We start from the raw sequence: 16,191 nt of genomic DNA, 5'->3' as shown, positions 1-16,191 counted from the left end.
TCCACAATGGATCCGGCAAGCCGCTTGCGCAAGAGTGCCCGCCTGTTCGGCGACAACACCGCCGTCGTCTTCGAAGGTCGCGGCCAGACGTACTCGGAACTGCTCGAAAGGGCGATCCGGCTCGCCAACGCGTTGCGGGAAGCGGGAGTGCGGCCGGGTGACCGGGTCGCGATGCTGGGCGACAACGCCTTCGAGAGCCTCGAACAGGTCGCGGGGCTCGCCGTCGGCGGATATGTCCGGTGCGCGCTCTACGGGCACGACACCCCGGACCGGCACCACTACCTGCTCGATCTCGTCGGCGCGCGGGCGCTGATCGTCACGGAGAAGTACTTCGGCGCGATCGTGCCGCTGCTGGCGGACCTGCCGGAGTTGCGGGTCGTGTTCGTGGTCGGCGATCCCGGCTCGCACGAGATCGCGCACGGCTACGAGCAGCGGCTGGCCGCCGCGTCCACTGAGGACCCCGCCGTCCCGCTCGCCGACGACGATCCGCACGTGATCCGGTTCTCGGCCGGTACGACGGGCAAGCCGAAGGGCATCCTGCACACGGTGCGCGGGTGGATCGACATGGGCGACGAGATGGCACTGGTCGTCCCCCGGTTCACCGAGCGCGACCGGTATCTCGTTCCGGCCCCGCTGTCGCATGCGGCGGGCCTGCTCGTCTGGCCGCTGGTGTCGGCGGGGGCGGCCTGCGTCATCATGCCGGCCTACGAGACGGCTCGCTTCCTCGAACTGATCGAGACCGAGAAGGCGACCATCACGTTGTGCGTGCCGACCATCATGCGGATGGTCGCCGACCATCCCGACGCGCGGACCCGCGATCTCAGCAGTCTCAAAACGGTCCTGTACGGCACGGCACCCGCGCCGGAGTCGACCGTGACGGCGGCGATCGGTGTGTGGGGCAACATCATGTACCAGATCTACGGCCAGAGCGAGGGCCTTCCGCTGTCGGTGCTCGCCCCGGAACACCACGTCGTCGACGGCACCGACGAACAGCGTCGCTGGCTGCGGTCGGCGGGACGGCCAACGCCCAACGCCGACGTCGCCATCCTCGACGACGAAGGAAACCGGCTGCCTGCCGGTGAGATCGGTGAGATCGCGGGTTTCACCCCAGGCCGTATGCGGGAGCTGTGGGGCGCGCCAGAGGCCACGGCGGAACGGATCACGTCCGAAGGGTGGTTGCGCACCAGGGACATGGGTTACCTGTCCGAGGACGGTTTCCTGTACCTGAGCGACCGCAAGGAGGACACCATCATCTCCGGCGGCTACAACATCTGGCCGACGGAACTGGAGAACGCGCTCACCGCGCATCCGGCCGTCGCCGAGGCCGCCGTCGTCGGTGTTCCCGATCCCAAGTGGGGCGAGACCCCGCACGCGGCGGTCGTGCTCGTCCCTGGCGAACAAGCGTCCGAAAAGGACCTGATCGAGTGGACGAGGGAAAAGTGCGGCTCGGTCAAGAAGGTGACGGCGGTCCACGTCGTGGACACGTTGCCTCGCTCGCCGATCGGCAAGATCCTGCGCCGCGAGGTGCGCGAACAACTCCGCACGGAGAAACCCGCCGAAGGCTGAGTGGCACCGCCGTCGGCTGACGCACAAGGACACCACAGGGAAGGAAAGACGATGTATCCCCGGCTCCGGAACAAGGTCGCGATCGTCACCGGTGCCGCACACGGCATCGGGGAGGCGACCGCACGTCGGTTCGCCGCCGAAGGGGCGAAGGTCGTCCTCGCCGACGTGTCGGAGCGCGGGTTGCGCGCTGTCGCCGAGCAGCTCGGCGACAGCGCGGTGACCGTCCACTGTGACGTCGCCGATCCGGTCGCGGTCGGCGCGGCCGTCGACCGCGCCGTCACCGAATTCGGCGGCCTGGACATCCTGTTCAACAACGCCGCCGTCGGCGCGAACGGCAACGTCGCCGATCTCGACCTCGGTGAGTGGGACCGGGTGTTCGCGGTCAACCTCGGCGGTGTACTGCACGGCATCAGGGCCGCCGTCCCCGCGATGCGCGAGCGGGGCGGCGGCGCGATTCTCAACACCTCGTCGGTGGTCGGCCGGAGAGCGGGGCCGGGAATCTCGGCCTACGCGGCGTCCAAGGCCGCCGTCGAGGCACTGACCAGGGCGGCCGCGCTGGAACTGCGGCCAGACGGCATCCGCGTCAACGCGATCGTGCCCGCGATGATCAGGACCAGGGCGGCCGCGGCGAGTGCTCCCTTTCTTTCCGGGGCGCTCGGCGCCGACGTCGCCGACTACGTCGCGGGCCGCCAGGGCCGGTGGGGCGAACCCGCCGAGATCGCCGCCGTCGCGGCACACCTGGTCAGTGACGAGGCTTCGTTCATCACCGGTCAGGCGCACGTGCTCGACAACGGCGCGACGATCCACGCCTGACACCGTTTTCGTGAGGGGACCCATGACGGCCGAGTTGATCCGGTACGAATTCACCGAACCCGCCATCGCCAGGATCGTGCTGGCACGGCCGGAGAAACGCAACGCGCAGAACAGGGATCTGCTGCTGGCGCTCGACGACGCCTACCGGCGCGCCGTCCGTGACGAGCGAGTGCGGGTGATCGTGCTCGCCGCCGACGGTCCCGACTTCTCCGCTGGCCACGATCTCGACGCCGACTGGTCGATGGAAGGGGTCGAGAGCCGGACGCTGACGGGCGGGTTCGACGCGCCCGGCGCCGAAGGCTGGTTCGCCACCGAAGAGGAACTGTTCACCGGGCTGTGCCTGCGCTGGCGGGACCTGCCTCTTCCCACGATCGCCGAGGTGCGGGGCAGGGTCATCGGCGGAGGGCTGATGCTGGTGTGGCCGTGCGACCTGATCGTCGCGGCCGACGACGCCTCGTTCGTCGATCCGGTGGTGGCTTTCGACATGAACGGCGCGGAGTACTTCACGCACCTGTGGGAACTGGGTGCCCGCAGGGCCAAGGAGATGCTGTTCACCGGGGAGCGGATCACCGCCAAGCAGGCCCACGAGATCGGCATGGTCAACCACGTCGTTCCCGTCGACGAACTCGAAACCACCACCATGAACCTCGCGAGCAGGATCGCCCGCAGGCCCGCCTTCGGGATCCGGCTCGCCAAACGGTCGATCAACCAGGGACTCGACTTACAGGGCCAGCGGGCGGCCGTCGAGGCCGCTTTCGCCACCCACCAGCTCGCGCACAACCACAATCACCGTCTGCACGGTGGTCTTGTCGACCCGCGAGGCGCCGCGGTGATCAGGAACGACGCGCGAGGCGGGTCACCAGAGTGAAGCGCCGGGCCCGAGGGCCCGGCGCTTTCGTTCCTACGCGTTGCCCTGTTTTTCCTCGACGACCCGGAACGTCACGGTGTCGGTGTAGCTCCTTCCGTGCGAATCGGTCGCCGTGACGTGGGCGCGGTGACGGCCCTCCGCGAGATCGGCGGGTAGTTCGAATCGCCACAGGTGCATCGAGCGGTCGGCGAGGCTGCCGCCGTTGACGAGTTGCTGGGCCGCGGCGTGCGGATCGGACCATTCGGCGCCGGAGCGCTGCGCCTCGCCCCGCATCGGCTGCGTGCGTGTCGCGGGAAGCGGGCGCCCGCCGTCGAGCCGGACGGTGACCTTCGAACCCGTGGCACCCATCCAGAAGTTGGTGGTGAGCCAGGTCGTCCCGGTCAGGTCGGCCCTGTCGAGCACAAACGGATCCCCGAGCTCGGGTGCCTCGCCCTCCGGTGTCTCGTTCCACTCCTGCCGGTCGGCATACCACTGGCGGTAGGCCGGGCTGTTCAGGCCGAGCTGGGTCTGCACGCTGTCCTTCTCGCCCGTCACCGTGTAGCGCTCGGCGAACCTGGTGCCGTTGACGTCGAGGGTGACGACGCCGGGACGTCCGCCGTCACGGCCGACGGCGACCGGGTAGCCGTCCTCGGTGACCTCGCCCGAATACCAGTCACCGGAGATCGCGCCCGCGGTGATGTGCGGGAACGGCAGGCCCTCGATGCCGAACAGGTCGGCCCAGCCCTCGACGAGATCGCCGCGCTTCATGTTCTCGATGGAGTGGCTGTGCCCTGACACGGCGACCGCCTTGCGGCCCTTGAGCAGGTCGTACACCTCGCGTACCTGGTCGACCTGGTGGATCGAGCTGGCGTTGTCGGCGAAGTTCAGCAGCCCGATGTGGCCCGCGACCACGACGAGCTTGTCCTTGCCGACCTTCGCGAGGTCGTCCTTGAGCCACTGGAGCTGCGCGTCGCCGATCCGGCCGTTGTAGCGCGGATCGTTTTCGGGGTCGTCGCATTCCGGGCGTGCGCCGTCGGCGTTGTCGACGTCGGGCGTGCATGGGTAGCGGACCGTGTTCAGCGCGACGACGTGCATGTCGCCGATGTCGTAGGAGTAGTACTCCGGCGCCAGTTGCTCGCGGAAGGTGTCGAAGGAGTGCTCAGCCGTCGTCGCGTCGAAGTCGAGATCGTGGTTGCCGGGCAGGAACCGCGCGGGCCCGTTGGTGAGGCTCGTCAGGTCCTTCACGTCGGGGTAGAGGGACAGGTCGTCGCCCACGACGTCACCGACGAACAGAGTGCCGCAGCCACGGTAATCGGTGCGCCCGGCGAGGTCGGCGATGGCGCCCTTGCGCGCGTACTCCACCTCGGTCTTGTCGTAGGTCTGGAGGTCACCGGCCATCACGCAGTGCTGTTTGCGCGCGGCGGTGTCCTTGCTCTTCACGACGGGGAAGTTGACCGCGTCCGGCAGCGGGCCGGTCGGCTCGATGCCGCCGTAGCGCAGCTGCGGCGACCCCTCGGGAAGGTGGTTGTAATGGAATTGCGCGACGTTCGACTCGTCGACCGGCACCTGATAGCCCGAGGGCTGAGTGACGAACACGGTCATGTTGTCGTGGACGGGAAGGCGGTAGCTGCCATCGCGGCCGGTGGTCACGACATCACGTCCGTTGGAGACGGTCACTCCGGCGAGACCGCGCTCCCGCCGGTCGCTGACGCTATCGCGGTTGTCGTCGACGAACACCCTTCCGGTCAGCACGGAGGGATCGGCGGGTCCTTCGGCGGTGCGGACCACCTCGACCTGACCTCGGTAGGCGGTGTTGTTCCACGACTTCGATTCCGGCGTGCCGGGCGCGCTGCCCGCGACGGGAGCGGTGAGCACGGTGGTGGCGGCGATGACGAGGGCACCGCCCGCGGCCATGGCCGCGCGCTTGCCGTGTTTTTCCCGGTTCGCACGCCAGGGGCGTTCGGATTCTGTGGACCTCAACATGCACTGTTCTCCGGTGAGTCGGGGACAGACGCCGGCCACCCTGACCGGCGAAGGCGACTTTTCCGGACGACGATGAACACGACCGGCGGTGGCCGGTGACGCCGGGGCGTACGGCGTGTTGCCGGATGGTGACGTGGTGGCGCTCGCCGTACGTCCATTGTGGATCGCTTTCGCGAGTGGGAAAGCGGCGCGAAAGTCCCGCTGCGATCGTGGCTGGTCCGCGGGTCGGCGGACCTGGGGAAACACGAGGAGGACGCACGTGAAGAGCAGCATTCGCCGGTTCGGTGTGCTGACCGGCGCCGCGGCGGTCGTCGCGGCCACGATGGTCGGCACGGCGGGAACGGCATCGGCACACAACTGGCTGGCCGATCCCGGCAAGAACTGCACCAACGCGACCACCGTTGCCCAGAAGAGCAACGGCCTGGTCGGCGGTGGTGTCGTACAGGTGAGGAGGGGCACCTGCGGAGGCAAGACCTACTACTGGGGCCGCGCGACCAACGGTTTCGCGCCGCATTTCTCCGTCTACAACAGCAACGGCAGCTTCCACGGTTCCAACAGCACGGCCTACGGCGGTGGCGCCACCCACTACACCAAGGCACACGCGGCGGTGACGGGTGGAAGCTACCGGAGCATGCTCTCGCTCACCCCGCCAGTCGAGGTCAGGTATCCGTAAGGCATCGCGGTGGTCCGGCCCGGCCTCGTTCTGGACCGGACCACCGCGACCGGCTCAGCGGACCACGTCGTAAACCAGTTTCTGGATCCCATTGGAATAGGACTCGCTTTCCACGAGGGCGAGGGCCTGCTTGTCCTTGTCGGTGTCGCTGAACATCCGCTTGCCCGCGCCCAGCAGGACAGGGAAGACCAGCAGGTGGTAGCGGTCGATGAGACCGGCGTCGGCGAGGCCGCGAACCAGCGTCGAGCTGCCGTGGATGCTGATCGGGCCGCCCTCGGTGTCCCTGAGCGCGGCGACGTCCTCCAGCGAGCGCAGGATGGTGATTTCACCCCAGCCGGACACGAGGTCTTCGTCCTTGAGCGTGGTCGACACGACGTACTTCGGCATCGCGTTGTAGCCGGGGAACTCCTCGGTCATCGTCGGCCACACCGGGGAAAACGCCTGGTAGCTGATCCTGCCGAGGAGCATGGCGCTCGCTTCGTCCTGCTCGCGGCCCTTGATCTCGTAGGCGCTCTCGTCGAACTCGATGCCCTGGAACGTCCAGCCGGAATTGCGGTAACCGGGCTCTCCGCCCGGTGCCTCCATGACGCCGTCGAGCGAGACGAACGCGGTGGCGATCAGGGTACGCATAGGAAGCTCCTCAGGTGTTTCGTGTTTCGGGTGTTCTCGTCGGTGCGTCGAACGGGAGTCACCGGAATCGACACCTCGCGCCGAGAAGATTCGCCGAGCCGATCCTGCACCCTCCGGCCCCGCGCTCCAACCCGCCGCGCACGGGGTCGTCGTTCCCGACGGCGACAGGGGCTGGGCACGGACCGGCGACCCGCAGGCGACGGGCGCGTCAGGCGCGCGCCCTGTTCCTCCTCGGAGGGTCGGAAGCGTTCGACCGCGGCGGCGAGTCCCATGTGGAGTACGTCGGACCACAGCTCGGCGATATCGCTCGCGAGTTCGGTGCCCTTCGAATCGGCGCGGTGTCCACTTGTTGATGTCCACTGTGGATCCCGAGCAGGCAACGCATCGCCGCCGGGGCAGCGAGTACCGGTTTCCCGGCCCGCCGAACCCCCAGCTCGGCGGACCGGGACCCGAGCCGGACACGCTGACGACGTCGCCGGGAGTGTCCACAAGCGACGGAACGACCACGGCATCGGCACCGGCGGACCTTCGACGATGTCACATGCATATCCGGTAACTCGTGGCATTAGTTGTATCAGTCAGGTCACTGCCCCGCAAACGACGGGTGCCTGGTCCGCCGCCCGAGCCCGTTCGGCTAATCTGGCTTCATGGCTGAGCTTGTGGCGCTGACCGGCGAACCCTTGGCTCTTGACTTCGTCAACACCGCCGCGAACACCCCGGACGGGCCCGTCGACCTGCTCGCGACGCGCGCCCACCTGCGAACCTGGCTCGACTGCGAGGCCGGGCGGTTCCCCGACCTCGGCGCCATCGACGTCAGCGCGGTGTCGGCGGCCGACATCGCCACCCTGCACAAGGTGCGCGAATACGTCGCGTCCGCGATCGAGTCGGCACGAGGCGGCGCGGTGCCCTCGGCACGCGCGCTGGCCGGAATCAACACCGCGCTGCGCGGGGCGCCGGCCGTCAGCGAACTCGTTGTGCGGGAAGGGAATCTCCGCGCGCTCACGCACAGGAAAGGGAGCGCGGCCGCCGCGATCGCCTCGCGCGTCGCCGAGGCGGCCGCCGAGCTGCTCACCAGCTCCGACGTCATGAAGATCAGGGAATGCGACGCGTCGTTCTGCGTGCTGCTGTTCCTGCCCGCGCATCCACGACGGCGCTGGTGCTCACCGACGTTGTGCGGCAACAGGGCCAGGGTGGCCCGCTACTACCAGCGGCACAAAGCCCAGCACGCCTGAGCGCCGGGCGGTGCGGTGGTCAGCGGTCGCGCATCGACTCGCGGATCTCGGCCAGCTTGTCCTTGGCCGCCTGCTTGCGGTCGGCGATTTTCTTGTCCTCGTCGGCGAGGCTCCTTCCGGTGCCGAGCCCGGCGAGTTCTCCGCTCGCCTCGGCCGTCGCGGAGCGCTGTTCGATCTTGCCTCGCACATAGTCGAACGTCGGCATGCCGTCGGCGGTGTAGTCCGGCTCGGCACCCTCTGGCATGCCGTCCTGCCACGGCCGCGTACCTGCGGCTTCGTTGTCGCGAGTGGGGTCGTTCATGGTCGGCTCTCCGTCCTGCCTGCGTGCCTCGACCCTAACGCGGCGATCGCGTCAGGGTCGATGCGCACGCGGGTTCACGATTCGGCAGACACCGAGACCTCGCCTGTCTTCTCCATGTTCTCCGCCTTCTCCTTGGCCTCGTTCTCGCGCTGGAACTTGCGGACGAAGATGGTGACGGCCAGGATGTTCTGCGTTTTGCCGTAGACGATCGCGGGCACGATGGCCAGCGGGTTGAAGTACGTCGCGGCGAGCGCGGGAGCGATGGCGGCGTTCTCGACGCCCACTTCGAAACTCGACGCGATGCGCTGCTCGCGGGTGAAGCCGAGGTACTTCGGCAGGTAGTAGCCGAGGGTGAGTCCCGCGAGGCCCTGGATGACGCAGGCGACGAGCACGTAGGGCAGCACGTTGAGGTTGGCGAGAATGGTCTCCGCGCCCTTGGAGATCGTGCCCATGAGCACACAGGCGAGCGAGACGACGGCCAGCGGGCCGAGCACGGGCTTGATCTTGACGACGAACCGGGGGAAGAGCGCGCCGAAGACGCTGGCCAGCACGACCGGGGCGAGCACGAATCCGACGAGGTCGATGAACATGCCGGCGGTGTCGACGTTGGCTGTCCCGCCGACGAACAGCTTGATGAGCAGTGGCTGCAGGAACGGCGCGATGAGCACGTTGATGGTGGTCGCCGAGACCGAAAGCGCGAGGTCGCCCTTGCTGATGAGGGTGAGGCTGTTGGACGCGGCGCCCGGTGGCGACGTGCACAGCAGCATCATCCCGATCGCGAGGCTGCCCGCGATCTCGGGGGAAAGGAAGAGCTGGAACACGAGAAACGACACGCAGTAGCCGGTCAGCGGCATGACCAGCCAGCGAACGAGCACGACGAGCGAGACCACTTTGGCGTCCTTGACGACGGCCTTCCAGTCGGCGAGCGTGATCTGCACGCCCATCACGACGAGCGTGATCATCAGGACGGTCGTGAAGTTGGTGCCGAAGAACGAGGTCCCGATGCTCGGGTGATAGGTGAACCCGAACGTCATCCCCAGCATGAGCAGGGTCGCCGAGCCGGTCGTGATGAAGAAACAGATCCGCTGCCAGGTCTTGCGCTCGGCGGGGAAGTCTTTGTCGACCACGAACGCGCGGTAGGCCAGCACGAGTCCCGCGATCCACAGCGCGATGTTGCCGACGAGGGCTGCGGGGTGTTCGGACAGCGGCATCCCGGTGAACCCCGACGTGCCCAAGGGGATCAGCGCGCCGAGAACGAGCGCGGCGTAGGAGGCGAGCTTGAGTCCCCTCGACGCGCGCCGCTTCGGTGCCGTGGTGCTCATCGCGTGCCCGCCCTTCCGGTCGCGATGGCGGAGCGCTCCGCGTTCGCGAGGCACTCCCGGTCCGGTAGACCGCCCGGTGTCCTCGCCGGGGTCGTCATGAGCTGCGCCATTGCATCCTCCTCGCGGCCTGCGTCGGCCGTCGTCCTCCCGCGTACCCAGATTTCGAATAGCGAAAGCTGTAACGAAATTCGAATAACATCATGCAGGATGACACTGCTCTGTCAAGACGCCGATCCTCGACAGCCAGCTCAAACACGCTTTTGCAGATCCCTGACGTGGGCCGACGTTGACAGCGAGCATCAGCCCATTCTACGTTGGACAAAATCGAACGAGTTTCGATATTCGAACGATGGAGAGGTGTCATGGGGAACGACCGGGTGCGGGTGGCGATCGTCGGCGGCGGAATCGGTGGCCTCGCGGCCGCCAACGCGCTGGCAAGGCGCGACGTCGAGGTCACCGTCTACGAGCAGGCCGCGGAACTGGGCGAGGTCGGGGCGGGCGTGCTGATCACCCCCAACAGCGTGCGGCAGCTCGACAGGATGGGGCTTGGCGACGTCATGACCCGGCTCGGCGGCCGGATCGGTGACGGCTCGCGCTATTGCAGGCCCGACGGTGCCACCGTCGGCCCGATCCGGACCAGCGACACCGCCGGTGTCCACGGTGTGTACGGCATGCACCGCGCCGACTTGCTCGGCGCGCTCGCCGAGGGGCTGCCCTCCGGCGTGGTCCGCACGGGGCACCGCTGCACCGGCTTCGAGCAGAACGAGGACGGCGCGCTGCTGCGCTTCGGCGACGGCGAGACGGCGGAGGCCGACGTCGTGGTCGCCGCCGACGGCATCCACTCCGTGTTGCAGAGCCACGTCGTCGACCCCGCCGCGCCGGTGTACTCGGGCCACGTCGCCTACCGCGGCCTGATCGCCTCCCGGCTCGTACCGGAATGGCCCCGCGACGCGCATCTGGTGTGGATGGGCCAGCAGCAGCACTTCATGGTCTACCCGGTACGCGGTGGCGAGCTGCTGAACTACGTCGGCTTCCTGCCCAGCGCCGAGGTCGCCGAGGAGACCTGGTCCGGCAAGGGCGACCCGGACGCGCTGCGCGCGGCGTTCGCGGGCTGGGACCCGCTCGTCGAGCGCCTGCTCGCACGCGTCGAGACCACCTATTGGTGGGGGCTCTACGACAGGGAACCGCTCACGGCGTGGACGAACGGCAGGCTGACACTGCTCGGCGACGCCGCGCATCCGATGCTGCCTCACCTCGGGCAAGGCGCCAACCAGGCCATCGAGGACGGCGTCGCGCTGGCGGTGCTGCTCGCGGGCAAGAGCAGGCGGGACGTGCGGGGCGCGCTGCGCTCCTACGAGGAATTCCGCAGGCCCCGCACGGCGAAGGTCCAGGAGGGCGCCCGCGCCAACGGCCGCAGGTACGACTCGCAGTACGAGGATCTTCGCCAGCGTGACGCCGAGATCGCGTCGTCGGGGGAGTTGCGCGCGTGGCTGTACGACCACGACGTCGAACTGCGCGCGGGTGAGTTCGCGAGCGCTTGAACAATCCGGCGAGTTTTCGTATAACGAAACCGTGGCGACAACACGAGCGGGCGGAACGGATCAGGAAGCCAAGGGTGGCAGGCAGCCGGAGGGGATGGCGGGACTGGCGAAAGGTCTCGCCATCGTCGAAGCGTTCACGGCGCATCGTTCCCAGTTGACGGTGACCGACGCGGCCAAGGCCACCGGGATCACCCCGGCCGCCGCCCGTCGTTGCCTGCTGACCCTGCGCGAACTCGGTTACCTCCAGCAGGACGGCGGGTACTTCCGGCCGACCCCGCGCATGATGCGGCTCGGCGCCGCGTACCTGGAGGCGGCGGGGCTGCCCTCGCTGGCCCAGCCGTTCGTGCTCGCGGCCCGCGACGAGCTCACCGAGTCGGTCTCCGTGGCCGTGTACGAGGACGGTTCGGCGTTGATCGTGGCGAGGGCGGAGGTGCAGCGCATCGTCAACACCGGCGTCCGGCTCGGCGCGCAGATGCCCGCCTACGCGTCGGCCTCGGGGCGAGTGCTGCTCACCGGCCTCTCCGAGGCGGAACTGGAGTCATACCTCGAATCCTGCACGCCGGTGCGCACCACCCCGAACACGCTGATGACGATCCCGGAGATCCGCAGCCGGATCGAACTGGCCCGCGTCGAGGGCGTCGCGTTCACCAACGAGGAACTGGAACTGGGTGTGCGGTCGATGGCCGTCCCGGTGACCGACTCCTCCGGTGCCGTCCGCGCGGCCATGACGGCGAGTACCTTCACCGCGCGAGCCTCGATCGACGAGATGCGCGGCAAGTTCCTGCCCGTGCTGCGACGTCAGGCCGAGGGACTGAGCCGGATGCTCTGACCTCCGGCGCATGCCAGAACCGACGTCCACAGTGGAATTGCTCCATCGTCGGATTCGATATGTCCACTGTGGATTCGGGAGCGACGTCCGGGAATGTCGGCCGGGTTGCCGTTCCGGCCACGCCGGACCGGCGCGCGGTGTTACCCTCCTCCTGTTTGGGGGAGGTGCTGACGGTGTTGTTCCAAGTCCTCGGGCCCATCCGGATCGCGCGACACGGCGACGCCGTGGCACCGCCGGGACGGCTGCGGCAAACACTGTTGGGCGTGCTGCTCGCCCGCGCCAACGAGCAAGTGTCGGTCGGCGCGCTTGCCGAAGCCCTCTGGGGCCGCGCGCACGACGACAAAGCGGTCGGCAGGCTGCACGTGCAGGTCCACCGGCTGCGGCTGCTGCTCGACGACGCGAGCCGCCTGGTGTACGGGCCGGCTGGTTACCTGTTGCGGATCCACGAGGGTGAACTGGACGCCGACCGGTTCACCACTCTCGTCGCGGAGGCCGAGGCCCTCGCCGATCCCGAGCGCAGAGCCGGGGCCCTGCGGGCCGCGTTGCGGCTGTGGCGCGGGCTGCCCTACGAGGGCATCGACACGGACCTGGTCGCCGAGGAGTCGGCGAGGTTGTCCGACCTCCGGCTCGCCGCCATGGAGGACAGGTTCGAGGCCGAACTGGCTTGCGGGCGCAGCGCGACGGTGACGGCGGAACTTGCCGACGCGGTGTCGAGACATCCCTTGCGCGAGCGGTTTCCCGCGCTGCTCATGACGGCGCTGAGCAGAGGGGGAAGGCAGGCCGAGGCGCTGCGGGTCTTCCGCGACGCTCGCCGCAGGCTGATCGACGAGGTGGGCATCGAACCGGGCCCCGAACTGTGTTCCCTGCACGCGCGGATCCTCGCCGGAGAAAGCGGGCCGTCGCACGTGCCCGGCCCCGCCAGACGAGAGGCACCAGCGCAACTGCCGCCGAACGCGCGCGGATTCACCGGCAGGGACAAGGAAATCGCGGCTCTCGACCGGCTGGCCGACGTGACGGCGAGCTCGGCCGAGCAGGCCGAGGCCGCGTCGATCGTGGCCATCGTCGGTACGGCGGGGGTCGGCAAGACGGCGCTCGCCGTGCGATGGGGACGGCGCGAACGCGGCCGGTTCGCCGACGGTCAGCTCTACGTCGACCTCTGCGGTTACGGGCCGGCTAAACCGGTTCCGCCGGAGGATGTGCTGACCGGCTTCCTGCTGGCGCTGGGGGAAGAGCGCGATCGGCTGCCTCGGCGCCTGCCCGAACTCGCCGCCAGATTCCGCACCCTGGTCGAAGGAAGGCGGATGCTGTTGTTGCTGGACAACGCGCACACCGCCGACCAGGTGCGGCCACTGCTGCCGGGAACGTCGTCGGTGTTCGTATTGATCACCAGCAGGGACGCACTCACCGGCCTCGGGGTCAGAGACGGCGCGCACCGGCTCGGTCTCGACCGGCTGTCCACGGCGGAGGCAGGCGAGCTGCTACGGGTGCTGACCGGCGACTCGCCCCGCGGCCACCTGGCTCCGCGCGTCACCGCCGCGTTGATCGAGCGGTGCGCCCGGTTGCCGCTTGCCCTGCGGATCGCGGCGGAACTGATGCGCGAACGGCACAGTGCGACGGTGGCCGACCTGGTCGCGGAACTCGCGACGGACCAGGCCGCCTGCGGCGTGCTCGACGCGCTGGCCGTCGGCGACGACGAGCAGGCATCGGTGCGCGCGGTGTTCTCGTGGTCCTACCGCAGGCTGCCCGCCGACGCGGCGCTGATCTTCCGGATGTGCGGTCTCCACCCCGGCAGGCTCGTGTGCGTCCTGACGCTCGCCGCGCTCTCCGGCGCACCGAAATCGGTCGTGGAGCGCTGCTTCGATGAGCTGGCCTCCGCGCATCTCGTCGACCGCGCCCCGGCTCCGGGGTCCTACCGGATGCACGACCTGCTCAGGGCCTACACCACCGAACTGGCTCACGACCGGCATTCGGCGGAGGAGCGCCGCGCCGCCCGCGCGAGACTGATCGACTACTACCTGTGCGCGGCAACGGCCGCGATGAACGTACTCGACCCCGATCCCGTCGTGCCCCGGCCGCAGCCTCCTTCGGACGATTACGCCCTTCCAGCGCTACCGGACAGGGAGACGGCGTTGTGGTGGCTGGACCACGAGCGCCCGAACCTGGTGGCGCTGGCGCGGTTCGCCGCCGCCGACGACCAGCCACACGTGCCGGTCCTGTTGTCGGGCATCCTCGCCGGCTACCTCCGCTCCTACCCCGAGGACGCGAACACGGTGCACGAACTGGCCCGCGCCGCGGCGTCCCGGCAGCACCGTCCCGCCCTGCTGTCGCGTAGCGGGCACGGCGCACCGTGAGTTCACTCTGGAGAGTGAGGGTAAGGACACTCGCGGTGGCGGCTGATTATCCCGCCGAGGTCTGGCAATCCCCGGTGCGGGCATCTGCGCGCCCTCAGCCGGAGAGGAGCAACGTCAATGGCGGCATGGACACGCGACGAACTCGGCCGGATCGACGAATCGGACGAAATGGAGATCGCACCCACCCTCGGTGACGGATCCCTGCGCAAACCGGTGCCGGTGTGGGTCGTCCGCGACGGTGACGAGCTGTACGTGCGGGCGGTCAACGGTCCCGGAGCGGCTTGGTTCCGCGCGGCGACGAGACGCCACGAGGGACATGTCGAGGCGGGCGGTGTCGCAAAGGACGTGATCTTCGAGAACGTCGACGGCGACACCGAGCGCATCCAGGACACCCTCGACGCCGCGTACCAAGCCAAGTACGCCCGCTATCCCAGCGACATCGTCGGTTCCGTCATCAGCGGCGAGGCGCGATCCGCGACGCTCAAACTGGTTCCCCGGTAAGATCTCCCGGCCTTGAGTGTCCAATGAGGATTGTCAAGGACCGAGAACACCGGGGCGATCGTTTCCTCTTGTCGCCCACCGGGCAGAACAGGCACGGGCGGACGTTTTCCGGCGCGGATTCCGTGGGCATCAGGAATCCGGATTTCATTCCGGAAAACCGGAACGGCGAAAACGCCTACCGAATCGTTCGCGGAGCCGATACTATCGCGCGCTGGGTGCGATGGCTGTCCGGTGACACGAGGGGAGCACGTCGGGATCCACGGGCCCGAGTCGGCGGAACTTCGGGCCGCGTTCGTGCATGTCGGCGCGTGAGCCGCGGCATCATGAACACCATGACCGATGGTGATCCGGATCGCGGTGTTGCCGATGTGCTGCTCGGGGCACTGGCAGGCTCGACCCTGTTGCCGTTGGTGCAGGCGATCGCGACCAAGAGCGGCGAGGACGTCTACGCCAAGCTCAAGAGGGTGTTGTCCAAGCGGGAACGGGACAAGGCGAAGGCGGAGATCAAGGAAACCGGGACGCTCACGCTCGTGTCGGAAGAGGCCAGGGTCGTTCTGCGCATACCGGCGACGATGACCCTGCCGATGGCGCAACAGCTCGAACGCGTGCGCGTGCGGCCGGACCCGGCGACGTGGGTGCGGGTGTCCTGGGATCACACGCGGTCACGGTGGCTCGTGCACGAGTGCGATCCGCCTCATGGGACGCAGCACTAGACGCACCGAACAGAATCGTCCGATGTGGACGATCGACGATCCTATCGGGACAGTGACTGCCGTTCGGCGTCGAACCGGAACCCGACGCCGCGCACCGTGTGGATCCAGTTCGCCGAACCGAGTTTGCGGCGAATGGTGTTGACGTGGGTGTCGATGGTGCGGCTGATCCGGGTGTCCATGACGCCGGTGCGCCCGGTGCCCCACACGTCGGCCATGAGCTGTTGCCGGGAGGCGACGACTCCTGGTTGTTTCGCGAGGTAATGGAGTAGCTCGAATTCTTTCCTCGTGACCGAAATAGGTGTGTCGTCGAGGGTGACCTGCCTGGTCGCCGCGTTGATGCGGAGCGCGCCGCGCTCCAGTATTTCCTGACGATTGTTCTGTGGTCTCGCCCTGCGCATTACCGCCTCGATGCGAGCCATGAGGCCGCGGATGTATTGAGAAGGCTTTTTGAGGTAATCATCGATTCCGGAACGTAATGCGAGTATTCGTTCGGCCTCGGTTTCGGTGTTGGCCAGCGCGATGATGGGGATGGTGTCCGCCGCTCTGATGATGCGGCAGACCTCAAGCCAGTCCATGTCGGGAAGCTCCAGGTCGAGGAGCACGATGTCGGTGCGAGGATAGCTTTCCACCGCGCCGCTGCCCGTGCTCACGCCCAGTGCGTCGTGGCCGAACCGCTGAATTCCCGCAACCAGGAATTGAGCGTAGTCGAATTCGGCGTCAACCACGAGCACCCGCATCGCTGCTACCCCCAGAGGTCCGCGCGTTTCTTTTGTTTGCGACGGTTGTCGTTCGCCGGAAAATGGGCCACAGCGCGCACAATCGATCCCGCTCCGGTGGAAAGGGATGGGACGCTGTAGAGCACAAATTTTTCCTCGGTTCTCATCATGCT

The 16,191-nt window shown here is 68.1% G+C and carries 15 protein-coding genes; 10 read left to right on the top strand and 5 right to left on the bottom strand.

The features are described from left to right. Nucleotides 1-6 precede the first annotated feature (6 nt). Genes BAY61_RS17955 through BAY61_RS17945 form a run of 3 tightly spaced genes read left to right on the top strand, consistent with a single transcriptional unit; the run spans nucleotide 7 to nucleotide 3,247 of the window. Entirely contained in the window at nucleotides 7-1,566 is a 1,560-nt protein-coding gene (locus BAY61_RS17955) for an AMP-binding protein (protein WP_091808732.1), read from the top strand. A 51-nt stretch (nucleotides 1,567-1,617) separates the two neighbouring features. Beyond that, a complete protein-coding gene (locus BAY61_RS17950) occupies nucleotides 1,618-2,379 on the top strand; it encodes an SDR family NAD(P)-dependent oxidoreductase (RefSeq protein WP_091808731.1) in 762 nt (253 codons plus the stop codon). A gap of 22 nt (nucleotides 2,380-2,401) precedes the next feature. Continuing rightward, a complete protein-coding gene (locus BAY61_RS17945; protein ID WP_091808729.1) occupies nucleotides 2,402-3,247 on the top strand; it encodes an enoyl-CoA hydratase in 846 nt (281 codons plus the stop codon). A gap of 33 nt (nucleotides 3,248-3,280) precedes the next feature. On the opposite strand, the gene BAY61_RS17940 is transcribed toward BAY61_RS17945, so the two are convergent. Next, nucleotides 3,281-5,209: a calcineurin-like phosphoesterase C-terminal domain-containing protein gene (locus BAY61_RS17940; protein WP_245865182.1), complete on the bottom strand. Its 1,929-nt coding sequence runs from the start codon at nucleotides 5,207-5,209 to the stop codon at nucleotides 3,281-3,283. Nucleotides 5,210-5,468: 259 nt separating this feature from the next. Between BAY61_RS17940 and BAY61_RS17935 the strand changes: the two genes are divergently transcribed. Continuing rightward, entirely contained in the window at nucleotides 5,469-5,882 is a 414-nt protein-coding gene (locus BAY61_RS17935; protein ID WP_143021423.1) for a hypothetical protein, read from the top strand. Between the two features lie 54 nt (nucleotides 5,883-5,936). On the opposite strand, the gene BAY61_RS17930 is transcribed toward BAY61_RS17935, so the two are convergent. Beyond that, nucleotides 5,937-6,512 carry a dihydrofolate reductase family protein gene (locus BAY61_RS17930; RefSeq protein WP_091808726.1) on the bottom strand — a complete coding sequence of 192 codons (576 nt, stop codon included), beginning with the start codon at nucleotides 6,510-6,512 and terminating at the stop codon, nucleotides 5,937-5,939. Nucleotides 6,513-7,159: 647 nt separating this feature from the next. Here BAY61_RS17930 and BAY61_RS17925 point away from each other — a divergent pair. Then, nucleotides 7,160-7,744: a CGNR zinc finger domain-containing protein gene (locus BAY61_RS17925; RefSeq protein WP_091808724.1), complete on the top strand. Its 585-nt coding sequence runs from the start codon at nucleotides 7,160-7,162 to the stop codon at nucleotides 7,742-7,744. A 19-nt stretch (nucleotides 7,745-7,763) separates the two neighbouring features. On the opposite strand, the gene BAY61_RS17920 is transcribed toward BAY61_RS17925, so the two are convergent. Both BAY61_RS17920 and BAY61_RS17915 read right to left on the bottom strand, forming a co-directional pair. Then, nucleotides 7,764-8,045 (bottom strand): PspA/IM30 family protein, encoded by a 282-nt coding sequence (locus tag BAY61_RS17920; RefSeq protein WP_245865179.1) that lies wholly within the window; start codon nucleotides 8,043-8,045, stop codon nucleotides 7,764-7,766. Between the two features lie 74 nt (nucleotides 8,046-8,119). Beyond that, nucleotides 8,120-9,367, bottom strand: a complete 1,248-nt coding sequence (locus BAY61_RS17915) for a bile acid:sodium symporter family protein (protein WP_091808722.1) — start codon at nucleotides 9,365-9,367, stop codon at nucleotides 8,120-8,122. Nucleotides 9,368-9,729: 362 nt separating this feature from the next. On the opposite strand from BAY61_RS17915, the gene BAY61_RS17910 reads away from it, so the two are divergent. The 5 genes from BAY61_RS17910 to BAY61_RS32960 all read left to right on the top strand — a co-directional run bounded on the left by BAY61_RS17910 (nucleotide 9,730) and on the right by BAY61_RS32960 (nucleotide 15,302). Next, complete coding sequence (locus BAY61_RS17910; RefSeq protein ID WP_170140269.1) at nucleotides 9,730-10,908, top strand: FAD-dependent monooxygenase; 1,179 nt, start codon at nucleotides 9,730-9,732, stop codon at nucleotides 10,906-10,908. A gap of 31 nt (nucleotides 10,909-10,939) precedes the next feature. Further along, complete coding sequence (locus tag BAY61_RS17905; protein ID WP_245865178.1) at nucleotides 10,940-11,737, top strand: IclR family transcriptional regulator domain-containing protein; 798 nt, start codon at nucleotides 10,940-10,942, stop codon at nucleotides 11,735-11,737. Nucleotides 11,738-11,910: 173 nt separating this feature from the next. Further along, nucleotides 11,911-14,088, top strand: a complete 2,178-nt coding sequence (locus BAY61_RS17900) for an AfsR/SARP family transcriptional regulator (RefSeq protein ID WP_170140268.1) — start codon at nucleotides 11,911-11,913, stop codon at nucleotides 14,086-14,088. Nucleotides 14,089-14,205: 117 nt separating this feature from the next. Further along, on the top strand, nucleotides 14,206-14,589 hold the full coding sequence (locus tag BAY61_RS17895) for a DUF2255 family protein (protein ID WP_091808716.1): 384 nt from the start codon (nucleotides 14,206-14,208) through the stop codon (nucleotides 14,587-14,589). A 332-nt stretch (nucleotides 14,590-14,921) separates the two neighbouring features. Continuing rightward, on the top strand, nucleotides 14,922-15,302 hold the full coding sequence (locus BAY61_RS32960) for a hypothetical protein (RefSeq protein ID WP_143021422.1): 381 nt from the start codon (nucleotides 14,922-14,924) through the stop codon (nucleotides 15,300-15,302). A 41-nt stretch (nucleotides 15,303-15,343) separates the two neighbouring features. Here BAY61_RS32960 and BAY61_RS17885 read toward each other — a convergent pair whose 3' ends face one another. Beyond that, on the bottom strand, nucleotides 15,344-16,039 hold the full coding sequence (locus tag BAY61_RS17885) for a response regulator transcription factor (protein WP_091808713.1): 696 nt from the start codon (nucleotides 16,037-16,039) through the stop codon (nucleotides 15,344-15,346). Nucleotides 16,040-16,191 lie beyond the last annotated feature (152 nt).

Source organism: Prauserella marina (assembly GCF_002240355.1).
GTDB lineage: Bacteria > Actinomycetota > Actinomycetes > Mycobacteriales > Pseudonocardiaceae > Prauserella_A > Prauserella_A marina.
This window is presented reverse-complemented; position numbering and strand designations above follow the sequence as displayed.

What these genes read in the sequence shown, in the direction of transcription:
- BAY61_RS17925 (WP_091808724.1), top strand. Translation starts at nt 7,160, where the DNA reads ATGGCTGAGCTTGTGGCGCTGACCGGCGAACCCTTGGCTCTTGACTTC.
- BAY61_RS32960 (WP_143021422.1), top strand. Translation starts at nt 14,922, where the DNA reads ATGACCGATGGTGATCCGGATCGCGGTGTTGCCGATGTGCTGCTCGGG.
- BAY61_RS17920 (WP_245865179.1), bottom strand. Translation starts at nt 8,045, where the DNA reads ATGAACGACCCCACTCGCGACAACGAAGCCGCAGGTACGCGGCCGTGG.
- BAY61_RS17915 (WP_091808722.1), bottom strand. Translation starts at nt 9,367, where the DNA reads ATGAGCACCACGGCACCGAAGCGGCGCGCGTCGAGGGGACTCAAGCTC.
- BAY61_RS17910 (WP_170140269.1), top strand. Translation starts at nt 9,730, where the DNA reads ATGGGGAACGACCGGGTGCGGGTGGCGATCGTCGGCGGCGGAATCGGT.
- BAY61_RS17950 (WP_091808731.1), top strand. Translation starts at nt 1,618, where the DNA reads ATGTATCCCCGGCTCCGGAACAAGGTCGCGATCGTCACCGGTGCCGCA.
- BAY61_RS17940 (WP_245865182.1), bottom strand. Translation starts at nt 5,209, where the DNA reads ATGTTGAGGTCCACAGAATCCGAACGCCCCTGGCGTGCGAACCGGGAA.
- BAY61_RS17955 (WP_091808732.1), top strand. Translation starts at nt 7, where the DNA reads ATGGATCCGGCAAGCCGCTTGCGCAAGAGTGCCCGCCTGTTCGGCGAC.
- BAY61_RS17885 (WP_091808713.1), bottom strand. Translation starts at nt 16,039, where the DNA reads ATGCGGGTGCTCGTGGTTGACGCCGAATTCGACTACGCTCAATTCCTG.
- BAY61_RS17895 (WP_091808716.1), top strand. Translation starts at nt 14,206, where the DNA reads ATGGCGGCATGGACACGCGACGAACTCGGCCGGATCGACGAATCGGAC.
- BAY61_RS17930 (WP_091808726.1), bottom strand. Translation starts at nt 6,512, where the DNA reads ATGCGTACCCTGATCGCCACCGCGTTCGTCTCGCTCGACGGCGTCATG.
- BAY61_RS17945 (WP_091808729.1), top strand. Translation starts at nt 2,402, where the DNA reads ATGACGGCCGAGTTGATCCGGTACGAATTCACCGAACCCGCCATCGCC.